The following is an 11,215-nucleotide window of genomic DNA, read 5'->3' as shown; positions in this document are numbered from 1 at the left end:
CCCCGATCCTTCTTTATAGTCAGAGTGACTATTAAGGAGGCGGGCGTGAGTCTCGCGGATGTGCTGGATCCCCTGCAACGACCCCTGGTGACGGTCCTGGACACCCCGGTCAGCTGGACCGAGGTCCTGGGCTTCGGCAGCGGAGCGCTCTGCGTCTGGCTCGTGGCCCGCCAGCACCTCGCCAACTGGCCGATCGGCATCGCCAACAACGTCTTCTTCATCCTGCTGTTCACCCAGTCCGGGCTGTACGCGGACGCGGGTCTCCAGATCGTCTTCATCGCCCTTGCCGCGTACGGCTGGTGGACCTGGACCCACGGGGGTGGACCAGGGACCGACGCCCTTCCGGTGCGGCGCACCACCCGCACCGAATGGGCCTGGCTGCTCGCGGCAGGGGCGGTGGGTACCCTCGCGCTGACCGTGCTCCTGGACCGGGCGACCGACTCGACCGTGCCCTTCTGGGACGCCCTGACGACCGCGCTCTCGCTCACGGCGACCTACGGGCAGTGCCGCAAGCTCCTGGAGTCCTGGTGGCTGTGGATCGCCGCCGACGTGGTCTACATCCCGCTGTACGCGCACAAGGAGCTGTATCTGACCTCGCTGCTGTACGTCGGCTTCCTGACGCTGTGCCTGATCGGGCTGCGTTCCTGGGCGCGGGACCCGGGGCCTTCGGAGACCGCCGTCCCCCGCCGCGAGACCGTGGGGGGCGCCGCGTGAAGCGCTACGCCCACGGACTGGTGCTCGGGAAGTTCTACCCGCCGCACGCCGGCCACCACCACCTCGTCCGCACCGCCCGGGACCGCTGCGAGCGGCTGACCGTGCTGGTCTGCGCCGCCTCGGTCGAGTCCGTGCCGCTCGCGGACCGGGTCGCCTGGATGCGCGAGGTCCACCCGGACGTGACCGTCGTCGGCGCCATGGACGACACCCGGATGGATCTCCACGACCCGGCGATATGGGACGCCCACATGGCCGCCTTCACCGGAGCCGTGCCCGAACGGGTCGACGCCGTCTTCACCTCCGAGTCGTACGGGGACGAGCTGGCCCGCCGCTTCGGTGCCGAATCCGTCTGCGTCGACCCCGGCCGCACGGTCTTCCCGGTCTCCGGCACCGCCGTCCGCGCCGACCCGGCCGGCTGCTGGGACTTCCTGGAACCACCGGTCCGGGCCGCCCTCGCCCGTCGCGTCGTCGTGCTGGGCGCCGAGTCCACCGGCACCACCACCCTGGCCCGCGACCTCGCCGGCCACTACCGGCGGCGCGGCGGGATCTGGGCGCACACCGGCTATGTCGCCGAGTACGGACGCGCGTTCAGCGAGGAGAAGCTCGCCGCGCTGCGCGAGCGGTGGCCCGGGGCCCAGTGGGAGGACGTCTCCTTCACCACCCACGACTTCCCGCTCATCGCCGAGACCCAGAACGCCCACGAGGAGGCCGCCGCCCGCACCGGCTCCCCGCTGCTCGTCTGCGACACCGACTCCTTCGCCACGACCGTGTGGCACGAGCGGTACGTCGGCGGACGCAACCCCCTCGTCGAGCGCATCGCCGACCGGGTCACCCACCACCTCTGGCTCCTCACCGATCACGAGGGCGTCGCCTTCGAGGACGACGGACTGCGCGACGGCGAGGAGCTGCGCCCCTGGATGACCGAGCGCTTTCGGGCCGAACTGACCCGCACCGGGCGCCCGTTCACCGAGATCACCGGCAGCCGTGAGCAACGCCTCGCCGCGGCCGTCGAGGCGGTCGACGCCCTGCTCGCGAGGGGCTGGGACTTCGCCGCGCCCCTCCCGGAGCGCCGATGAGCGCCACCGCCCCGCCGGGCTACGACCCGCACGCCTTCGAACCGTTCGCCGTCACCGTCGACCTGGCCGTCTTCACGGTCCGCGAGACCCGGCTGCACGTCCTCCTCGTCGAACGCGGCGAGGACCCGTACAAGGGCCACTGGGCGCTGCCCGGCGGCTTCGTACGGCCCCGGGAGTCCGCCGAGGACGCGGCCCGCAGGGAGCTGGCCGAGGAGACCGGACTCACCGAGGACACCGTCTCGGCCCTCCACCTGGAGCAGTTGCGCACCTACAGCGACCCGGACCGCGACCCCCGGATGAGGGTCGTCTCCGTCGCCTACGCCGCCCTCGTCCCCGATCTGCCCGAGCCGCGCGGCGGCGGCGACGCCGCCAGCGCCCGCTGGTGGGACGCCGGACGGCTCGGCCCCCTCGCCTTCGACCACGACCGGATCCTCGCCGACGCCCGCGCCCGGATCGGCGCAAAACTCGAATACACCTGTCTGGCCACCGCGTTCTGTCCGCCCGAATTCACCCTGGGAGAGCTCCAGCAGGTGTACGAGACGGTCTGGGACGTCGAACTGGACCGGCCCAACTTCCGGCGCAAGGTCCTCGCCACGCCCGGCTTCGTCCAGGCCGTGGAGGGACCGCCGCGCCGCACCGGCGGACGGGGCAAACCGGCCGCCCTCCACCGGGCGGGCGCCGCCACCGCGCTGCACCCCCCACTGCTGCGACCGGAAGGAAAAAGCACGTGATCGTGACCAGGACCCTCACCAAACAGGCCGCCACCGGCGCCCTCACCGGACTCGCGCTCGGCGACGCACTCGGCTTCCCGACCGAGTTCAACAACGTCCCCTCGATCCTCGCCAAGTGCGGCCCGTGGCGCCAGATGCGGCTGCCGAAGCCGGCGTACGTCACCGACGACACCCAGATGACCCTGGCGCTGGCCCGGGGCATCCGCACCGCGACCGACCGCGGACTGCTCACCCCGCTGCGGCTGGTGCGCCCGGTGCGCGACGAGTTCGTCGACTGGTACCACTCGCCCGACAACAACCGCGCCCCCGGCCGCACCTGCATGACCGCCTGCCGGCTGCTGGACAGCGACCGCCTCTGGCAGGAGGCCAGCCAGACCGGCTCCAAGGGCTGCGGCGCCAACATGCGCGTGGCGCCCGTCGGCCTCGTCCCCGGCCTCAGCGAGGAGCAGCGGGCCGGCGCCGCCCAGCTCCAGGCCGCCCTCACCCACGGCCACCCCACCGCGCTCGCCGCCTCCGACCTCACGGCCCGCGCGGTGTACCTGCTGGCGCAGGGCGCCGAGCCGATGGGGCTGGTCGGCCAGTTGCGCAGCTACGCCTACGAGAACGGCAACCGGTACCACACCCGCTGGCTCGGCGACCTCTGGCGCTACGCGGGGGACTCCTCGCCCGAGCAGTACATCCAGCGCGGCTGGGACGAATGCCTCGCCGCCCTCGCCCGGGTCCAGGACGCCCTGCGCCACCCGTCCCCGGAGACCGACCCCTGCGAGGCCACCGGAGACGGCTGGACCGCCGAGGACGCCCTCGCCACCGCCCTGCACTGCTTCCTGCTCTTCCCCGACGAACCCGTCACGGCCCTGCGCCGCGCCGCCTGCACCCGGGGCGACTCGGACTCGCTCGGCTGCCTGACCGGGGCCTTCGCCGGAGCCCACCTCGGCTCGGCGGCCTGGCCCAAGGAATGGTCCGAGCGCATCGAGTACCGGAGCGACCTGCTGTCCCTGGGAGCCCTCTGGGACGCTTGAGCCATGCATACGGACACCGCACTCCTCCGGGACGCCGGGCTGCCGGTCACCGACCTCGCCCCGGTCGTCGCCGCCGAGACGCACCCGCTGCTGTTCGCCACGGTCTCCGGGGCGCATCTGTACGGGTTCCCCTCGCGCGACTCGGACGTGGACCTTCGGGGGGTCCACGTCCTGCCCGCCGAGGACCTGCTGGGGCTCCGGCAGCCGGAGGAGACCCGTTCGCGGATGTGGGACGGCGACGGAGTCGAGATGGACCTCGTCACCCACGATCTGCGCAAGTTCGTCCGGCTGATGCTGAAGCCGAACGGCTACGTCCTGGAACAGCTCCTCTCGCCGCTGGTCGTCCACACCACCCCGGCCCACGCCGAACTGGTGGCCCTCGCCCCGGACGTCCTCACCCGCCACCACGCCCACCACTACCGGGGATTCGCCACCACCCAGTGGCGGCTCTTCGAGCGCACCGGGCTGCTGAAACCGCTCCTCTACACCTTCCGGGCCCTGCTCACCGGAGTCCATCTGATGCGCACGGGCGAGGTGCTGGCCCATCTGCCCACCCTGCTCGACCGGGTGCCCGCGCCCGGCTACCTCCCCGCCCTGATCGAGGCCAAGGCCGCCGCCGAGCACGGGGGAGCCGACGCGGCGGACCGCGAGACGGCCGCGCGGGACGTGGCGGCGCTGCACGCCGTCCTGGAGACGGCACGGGAGGAGACGCGGCTCCCGGACGCCCCGGGCGGCTTCGACGCGCTCCACGACCTGGTGGTGCGCGTCCGGCTCGGGTCCTAAGGGGTGCCGTGCCGCGCCTCGGTGGCCAGCGCCGAGGCGCGGCGGGCGCGGACCAGGAAGTCCTCGACGCGGGCGCGGTCGGGAGCGGCGGGGAGCGGTGAGCGGAGGGCCGCCTCGTCGTTCTCCCCGGCCAGCCGGTTCATCCACCGCTCCACCTCCTCCCAGCTCACCTCCCCGCGCTTGACCGCCAGCAGGACCTCCCGTTGCGCGCCGACGTCGATGACCAGCTCCCCGGTGCGCAGCAGATCGCGAGCGGAGGCCAGCAGGCGCAGCAGATGCATGGCGTGCTTCCAGCGCGGCGCCCCGTAGTGCCGCACGTCCGCCTCCAGCTTGCGGCGCTGCCCCGCCGCGTACCGGGCGAAGGTCTCGTGCACCCGCCGGGACAGGAACGCCCCGCGCAGCGACAGCAGCTCCCGGCCCGTCGCGTCGATCCGCTCCACCAGCGGCGAGTGCAGGCACTCCAGCACATTCGGATTGGCCCGCAGCGCCAGGGAGCAGAACCGTTCCAGCTCCCAGGAGAACTGCTCGTCGGCCGGGCCCTCGACATGTGTCGGCGGCTTGTCGAACCGCCAGTACAGCGGGGTCGGGGCCAGGAAGACCCCGCGCCGGTCGGTGTCGCTGCCCTCCGTGGCCAGCCCGAAGGCCCGCGAGCCCATCACGCAGGAGTAGACCGTGTGGTCGCGCACCAGCGCCTCGTCCTCGGGGGTGATCATGCGGGGGAGCGTACGGGAAAGTCCGCACGCCGGAGGGCATCTCACGGACAGAGCGAAGCGGCGCCCGGCCCGCCGGTCCCTCTAGGCTGAAACCCGGCACACACGGGGCAGCACAGGCAAGGAGTACGACGTGGCGGTACGAGCGGTCCGGGGAGCCGTCCAGCTGGACCAGGACGAGGCCGGGCACATGGACGAGCGGGTCGGCGCGCTGCTGACCGAGGTCCTGGAGCGCAACAGCCTGGTCCCCGACGACCTCATCAGCATCTGGTTCACGGCGACGCCCGATCTGCACAGCGACTTCCCGGCCGCCGCCGCCCGGGGCCTGGGCATCGTCGACGTACCGCTGATCTGCGCCCAGGAGCTGGACATCGAAGGCGCCATGCCCCGGGTGGTCCGGGTCCTCGCCCACGTGGAGACCTATCTCGCCAAGTCCGAGATCTCCCACGTCTACCTCGGCGCCACCGCCGCCCTGCGCAAGGACATCGCCCAGTGAGAACCGCCGTCGTCATCGGAACGGGCCTCGTCGGCACCTCCGCCGCCCTCGCCCTCGCGGGCCGGGGCATCACGGTCCACCTCGTGGACCACGACCCCGAGTCCGCGCGCACGGCCGCCGCGCTCGGCGCCGGTACGGACGAGCCGCCCGAGGGCCGGGTCGACCTCGCCGTGATCGCGGTGCCCCCGGCCCACACCGCGACCGTCCTGGCCGCCGCCATGAACGACGGGGTCGCCCGCGGCTACCTCGACGTCGCCAGCGTCAAGGGCGGACCGCGGCGCGAGCTGGAGGCGCTCGGCGTCGGCCTCGCCCCGTACATCGGCACGCACCCCATGGCCGGCAAGGAGCGCTCCGGCCCGCTCGCCGCCACCGCCGACCTGTTCGAGGGCCGCCCCTGGGTGCTCACGCCCACCCCGGACACCGACACCGAGGTGCTCAACCTCGCCCTGGAGCTGGTCGCGCTCTGCCGGGCCGTCCCCGTCGTCATGGACGCCGACGCCCACGACCGGGCCGTCGCCCTGGTCTCCCACACCCCGCAGCTGATCTCGTCCATGGTCGCGGCCCGGCTGGAGGACGCCGACGAGACCGCGGTGCGCCTGTGCGGCCAGGGCATCCGCGACGTCACCAGGATCGCCGCCTCCGACCCCCGGATGTGGGTGGAGATCCTCTCCGCCAACCCCGGGCCCGTCGCCGACGTCCTCGCCGGGGTCGCCGCCGACCTCGGCGAGACCGTCTCCGCGCTGCGCGCCCTCCAGTCCGCCGACGAGGAGAAGCGGCGCGAGGGCACCGAGGGCATCCAGGACGTCCTGCGGCGCGGCAACGCCGGCCGGGTCAGGGTTCCCGGCAAGCACGGCGCCGCCCCGTCCTCGTACGAGATCGTGGCCGTCCTCATCAGCGACCGGCCGGGCGAGCTGGCCGCCATCTTCGCGGACGCGGGCCGCTCCGGGATCAACATCGAGGACGTGCGGATCGAGCACGCCACCGGCCAGCAGGCCGGCCTGGTCCAGCTCATGGTCGAACCGAGCGCCGCCCCGTCCCTCGCCGCGGCCCTGCGCGAGCGCGGCTGGTCGATCCGTCCCTGAGGCGGTGCGCGCGGTTGTCCACAGGGGTGGTCGGACCCGCCCCGGCACTCGGTAACCTGGTGCGGGGCGGGTTTCACGCGTCCCGTCCCGCCCGCCCCGTGCAACCAGGAAGGTGTCCACCACCGTGGAAACCGCAAGCGCCGCCGTCCGGACCGCCCCGGCCGCCGTGATCGTCGCCATCGACGGCCCCTCCGGCACCGGCAAGTCCAGCACGTCCAAGGCCGTCGCCGCCAAGCTCGGCCTGAGCTACCTGGACACCGGTGCCCAGTACCGGGCGATCACCTGGTGGATGCTGAACAACGGCATCGACGTGCACGACCCGGTCGAGGTGGCCACCGCGGCCGGCAAGCCGGTCATCGTCTCCGGCACCGACCCGGCCGGCCCGACCATCACGGTCGACGGCGAGGACGCCTCCGGACCCATCCGCACCCAGGAGGTCACCTCCAAGGTCAGCGCGGTCAGCGCCGTCCCCGAGGTCCGCGCCCGCATCACCGAGCTCCAGCGCACCATCGCGGCCGGCGCGGAGAAGGGCATCGTGGTCGAGGGCCGCGACATCGGCACCACCGTGCTGCCCGACGCCGACATCAAGATCTTCCTCACCGCGTCCCCGGAGGCCCGCGCGGCCCGCCGCAGCGGCGAGGTCAAGGGCTCCGACCTGGCCGCCACCAAGGAGGCGCTGATCAAGCGGGACGCGGCCGACTCCGGCCGCAAGACCTCCCCGCTCGCCAAGGCGGACGACGCCGTCGAGGTCGACACCACCGAGCTGACCCTCCAGCAGGTCATTGAGTGCGTCGTTACCCTCGTCGGGGAGACGCGGGCCGCGAAGTGACACCCGTCACGTCCGCGCCCTCGCCGCGCGGAGCGGCGATCGGACGCGGCATCGGGATCGGCCTGATGTACGGGCTCTTCCGGCCCCGTGTCCTCGGCGCCTGGCGCGTCCCGGCCTCCGGACCCGTCATACTCGCGGTGAACCACTCGCACAACATCGACGGGCCGATGCTGATGGGCACCGCGCCCCGGCCCGTCCACTTCCTGATCAAGAAAGAGGCGTTCGTCGGCCCGCTCGACCCCTTCCTGCGCGGAATCGGTCAGCTCGACGTGGACCGTACGACCGCCGACCGCACCGCCGTCACCCGGGCCCTCGGGGTGCTGGAGGGCGGCGGGGTGCTCGGGATATTCCCCGAGGGCACCCGGGGCGACGGGGACTTCGCCTCGCTGCGCGCCGGACTGGCGTACTTCGCGGTCCGCAGCGGAGCGCCGATCGTCCCCGTGGCCGTCCTGGGAAGCACCGAGCGCCGCGGACGGTTGATATCGGCACTGCCGCCGCTGCGCAGCCGCGTCGACATCGTCTTCGGAGCACCCTTCGAGGCCGGTGACGGAAGCGGCAGGCGCACACGCACGGCGCTGGACGAGGCCACGCTGCGCATCCGGGCCCGGCTGACCGGCCACCTGGAGCACGCCGGACGCCTCACCGGGCGTACCGGGTAAGACATGAGTAGTGGACCGCGCGCGGCGCGGTCCATCGATGATGATGCAAAGAGGAACGGACTTCATGAACGACCAGATTCACTCCGGCGGCTCGGACCACGAGCACGGAGCGCTTGGCGATGCCGAGTACGCGGAGTTCATGGAGCTCGCCGCGCAGGAGGGGTTCGACCCCGAGGACGTCGAGGGCGCCATCGGTGAGGCCGGTCACGGCCCGCTGCCCGTGCTCGCCGTCGTCGGCCGGCCGAACGTCGGCAAGTCGACCCTGGTGAACCGGATCATCGGCCGCCGCGAGGCCGTCGTCCAGGACAAGCCGGGCGTCACCCGCGACCGCGTCAGCTACGAGGCCGAGTGGGCGGGCCGCCGCTTCAAGGTCGTCGACACCGGCGGCTGGGAGCAGGACGTGCTGGGCCTGGACGCCTCCGTGGCCGCCCAGGCGGAGTACGCCATCGAGACGGCCGACGCCGTCGTGTTCGTCGTCGACTCGACCGTCGGCGCCACCGACACCGACGAGGCCGTCGTCAAGCTGCTGCGCCGGGCCGGCAAGCCCGTCGTGCTCTGCGCCAACAAGGTCGACGGGCAGAGCGGCGAGGCGGACGCCACCGCGCTGTGGTCGCTCGGCCTCGGCGAACCCCACCCGGTCTCCTCGCTGCACGGCCGCGGCACCGGCGACCTCCTCGACGCCGTCCTGGAGGCGCTCCCCGAGGCGCCCGCGCAGTCCTTCGGCAGCGCCCCCGGCGGACCGCGCCGGATCGCGCTGATCGGCCGCCCCAACGTCGGCAAGTCCTCGCTGCTGAACAAGGTGGCCAACGAGGAGCGCGTCGTCGTCAACGAGCTGGCAGGCACCACCCGCGACCCGGTCGACGAGCTGATCGAGCTCGGCGGCATCACCTGGAAGTTCATCGACACGGCCGGCATCCGCCGCCGCGTCCACCTCCAGGAGGGCGCGGACTACTACGCCTCGCTGCGCACCGCCGCCGCCGTGGAGAAGGCCGAGGTCGCCGTCGTCCTGATCGACGCCAGCGAGTCGATCAGCGTCCAGGACCAGCGCATCGTCACCATGGCCGTGGAGGCCGGACGCGCCGTCGTCCTCGCCTTCAACAAGTGGGACACCCTCGACGAGGAGCGCCGCTACTACCTGGAGCGCGAGATCGAGACGGAGCTCGGGCAGGTCGCCTGGGCCCCCCGGGTCAACGTCTCGGCCCTCACCGGCCGGCACATGGAGAAGCTGGTCCCGGCGATCGAGACGGCCCTTGAGGGCTGGGAGACCCGGGTCCCCACGGGCCGGCTGAACGCCTTCCTCGGCGAGATCGTCGCCTCCCACCCGCACCCGGTGCGCGGCGGCAAGCAGCCCCGCATCCTCTTCGGCACCCAGGCCGGCACCAAGCCCCCGCGCTTCGTGCTCTTCGCCTCCGGCTTCCTGGAGCACGGCTACCGCCGCTTCGTGGAGCGCCGCCTGCGCGAGGAGTTCGGCTTCGAGGGCACCCCGATCCACATCTCGGTGCGGGTCCGGGAGAAGCGCGGCCGCAACAAGTAGCCCCGCACGGGGACGCACGACGGAGCCCCTGGCCCACTCGCCGGACGAGTGGGCCAGGGGCTCCGTCGTGCGGGGGCGTCCCGCGTCAGGCGCCCCCGGAGCCCGGTGGCAGGGCCGCCGGCGGCCTGCCGCGGCCCGCGTGCCGTCCGACCCGCTGCCAGGAGCCCAGACCGCCCGCACGGCCCGTGGAGGCGCCGGGGCCGCCCGCACCGCCACCCGGTCCGGAGGCGGCCGAGTGGACGCCCAGCGGGGCGCGGGTGGCGAAGAGTCCGGCGCCGAAGGCCGGCATCGCCAGACCCTCCTCGCCGCTCCGGTCGCCCGGCAGCGCCCGGAACGAGCGGCGGTACTCGGAGTACAGCGCGTCGTAGATCGGGGTCTGGGAGGGGCCGCCCGAGGGGTCCCGCGCGGGACGCATCGCGGGGATCGGGCTCGGGCGCTGGTGAGAGGGGTCGTATGCGTGCACGTAGGTGCCAACGACCCCGCCCGCCGTCGGATGCGGCCCCACGGGAGAAAGACCGGCGCGCGCCGGTCGCGCGGCCATGATCAGGTCCCGGCCAGCGGCATCGCGGCGGCGACCAGCAGCCCGCTCGCCGTGGCCTTCTCCAGCGCGTCGCGCAGCAGGTCCTCGCGGGGCTGCTGGCCGATCGAGCCGGCCGGCGCCGCGTACACCAGCACCGTCTGCGACTTGTTGGCGGCGGTCCGCCAGCCCTCGGTGACCTGGAGCGGCGCGTGCGCCTGCCACCAGGCGACCGGGGCACCGCCGCCCGTACCGGGCTGGAGCACCGCGTGCAGCTGCCCCATGGCCAGCAGGATCGACCAGCCGTGCAGCACCTCGGGGACCTGGTCCATCCGGTGCACCGGGCGGAAGCCCTGCTCCAGCAGGAGCGGAAGGAACTCGTCGCCGCCGGCGCCGTCGGTCCCCGGGCGGGCGATCGGCCCGGTCGGCTCGACCACCAGGGCGGGGTGCAGCTCGTCGTCGATCAGGACGAGGCCGCTGGTGATGCCGAGCACCGCCTGATCGGGGGCCCGGTCGAGGTCCTCCGGATCGCCCCCGGTGATGCTGCGCACGGCCCCCTGCAACTGCTCCTCGGCGACCTGGACGACCTGGGAGGGAATGCAGGTCGCGTGGGCGAAGGCGAGGACGGCGGTCTCCTCGCCGACGAAGAGCACCGTGCTGGTGCGCTCCTGTTCGGAGTCGCCGGGGGTCCGGCAGGAGGTGCAGTCGTAGCTGCCGGGGGCGTTGTCGCCGATGAGCAGCCGGTCGGCTTCGGCGTCGCCGATCTCGGCGCGTACGTCCTCGCTGACGTCGAGCATGCGCGGCACGGGTGGCTCCTCGAACTCGGTACGTGCGCCGGGCGGTTCCCGGCTCATGAAGGAGACAACGGGCGATCCGCCGCCGGGGTCACGCGGGAAGGCGAACGGAATCGAACCGGCACCGGGCCGGGGGCGCGCGGGCCCGCGCGGGCGGGGCCCGCGGAGCGTCCGGGACGATCGGTCGCCAGCCGTCGGCGGGGGCCCGGAGCGGGGGCGGAATGCGGAGGTTCCGGATGTCCGGTATACGGGCGGAAGGGGGCCGAAGGGG

13 protein-coding genes are annotated in these 11,215 nt (G+C 73.5%); 10 read left to right on the top strand and 3 right to left on the bottom strand.

Features of this window, described 5'->3' with window-relative positions:
* Window positions 1-45: 45 nt before the first annotated feature.
* From pnuC to ACWCXC_RS33935, 5 genes are read left to right on the top strand one after another with little or no spacing between them, the layout of a single operon-like run.
* Window positions 46-714: a nicotinamide riboside transporter PnuC gene (gene pnuC, locus ACWCXC_RS33955; RefSeq protein WP_450684934.1), complete on the top strand. Its 669-nt coding sequence runs from the start codon at window positions 46-48 to the stop codon at window positions 712-714.
* On the top strand, window positions 711-1,790 hold the full coding sequence (locus tag ACWCXC_RS33950; RefSeq protein ID WP_450684935.1) for an AAA family ATPase: 1,080 nt from the start codon (window positions 711-713) through the stop codon (window positions 1,788-1,790). Before pnuC ends, ACWCXC_RS33950 begins: the two co-directional genes overlap by 4 nt.
* A complete protein-coding gene (locus ACWCXC_RS33945; RefSeq protein WP_450684936.1) occupies window positions 1,787-2,521 on the top strand; it encodes an NUDIX hydrolase in 735 nt (244 codons plus the stop codon). The genes ACWCXC_RS33950 and ACWCXC_RS33945 overlap by 4 nt, the downstream gene beginning before the upstream one ends.
* Complete coding sequence (locus ACWCXC_RS33940) at window positions 2,518-3,540, top strand: ADP-ribosylglycohydrolase family protein (protein ID WP_450684937.1); 1,023 nt, start codon at window positions 2,518-2,520, stop codon at window positions 3,538-3,540. Before ACWCXC_RS33945 ends, ACWCXC_RS33940 begins: the two co-directional genes overlap by 4 nt.
* 3 nt (window positions 3,541-3,543) lie before the next feature.
* Window positions 3,544-4,323 (top strand): nucleotidyltransferase domain-containing protein, encoded by a 780-nt coding sequence (locus ACWCXC_RS33935; RefSeq protein ID WP_450684938.1) that lies wholly within the window; start codon window positions 3,544-3,546, stop codon window positions 4,321-4,323.
* Here ACWCXC_RS33935 and ACWCXC_RS33930 read toward each other — a convergent pair.
* Window positions 4,320-5,036 carry a nucleotidyltransferase domain-containing protein gene (locus tag ACWCXC_RS33930; protein WP_450684939.1) on the bottom strand — a complete coding sequence of 239 codons (717 nt, stop codon included), beginning with the start codon at window positions 5,034-5,036 and terminating at the stop codon, window positions 4,320-4,322. The genes ACWCXC_RS33935 and ACWCXC_RS33930 overlap by 4 nt on opposite strands.
* A 130-nt stretch (window positions 5,037-5,166) precedes the next feature.
* Here ACWCXC_RS33930 and aroH point away from each other — a divergent pair, with 130 nt between their 5' ends.
* The 5 genes from aroH (at window position 5,167) to der (ending at window position 9,633) form a co-directional block, all read left to right on the top strand.
* Window positions 5,167-5,529, top strand: a complete 363-nt coding sequence (gene aroH / locus ACWCXC_RS33925; protein WP_450684940.1) for a chorismate mutase — start codon at window positions 5,167-5,169, stop codon at window positions 5,527-5,529.
* Window positions 5,526-6,611, top strand: a complete 1,086-nt coding sequence (locus tag ACWCXC_RS33920) for a prephenate dehydrogenase (protein ID WP_450684941.1) — start codon at window positions 5,526-5,528, stop codon at window positions 6,609-6,611. The genes aroH and ACWCXC_RS33920 overlap by 4 nt, the downstream gene beginning before the upstream one ends.
* Window positions 6,612-6,723: 112 nt before the next feature.
* Window positions 6,724-7,440 (top strand): (d)CMP kinase, encoded by a 717-nt coding sequence (cmk, locus tag ACWCXC_RS33915; protein WP_450684942.1) that lies wholly within the window; start codon window positions 6,724-6,726, stop codon window positions 7,438-7,440.
* A complete protein-coding gene (locus ACWCXC_RS33910; protein ID WP_450684943.1) occupies window positions 7,437-8,099 on the top strand; it encodes a lysophospholipid acyltransferase family protein in 663 nt (220 codons plus the stop codon). Before cmk ends, ACWCXC_RS33910 begins: the two co-directional genes overlap by 4 nt.
* A 64-nt stretch (window positions 8,100-8,163) precedes the next feature.
* Window positions 8,164-9,633: a ribosome biogenesis GTPase Der gene (gene der, locus ACWCXC_RS33905; RefSeq protein ID WP_450684944.1), complete on the top strand. Its 1,470-nt coding sequence runs from the start codon at window positions 8,164-8,166 to the stop codon at window positions 9,631-9,633.
* Window positions 9,634-9,718: 85 nt separating this feature from the next.
* On the opposite strand, the gene ACWCXC_RS33900 is transcribed toward der, so the two are convergent.
* Both ACWCXC_RS33900 and ACWCXC_RS33895 read right to left on the bottom strand, forming a co-directional pair.
* Entirely contained in the window at window positions 9,719-10,048 is a 330-nt protein-coding gene (locus ACWCXC_RS33900; RefSeq protein ID WP_450891503.1) for a hypothetical protein, read from the bottom strand.
* Between the two features lie 128 nt (window positions 10,049-10,176).
* A complete protein-coding gene (locus ACWCXC_RS33895; RefSeq protein ID WP_450891502.1) occupies window positions 10,177-10,956 on the bottom strand; it encodes a hypothetical protein in 780 nt (259 codons plus the stop codon).
* Between the last annotated feature and the right edge of the window lie 259 nt (window positions 10,957-11,215).

Source organism: Streptomyces sp. NPDC001515 (assembly GCF_053597115.1).
This window is presented reverse-complemented; position numbering and strand designations above follow the sequence as displayed.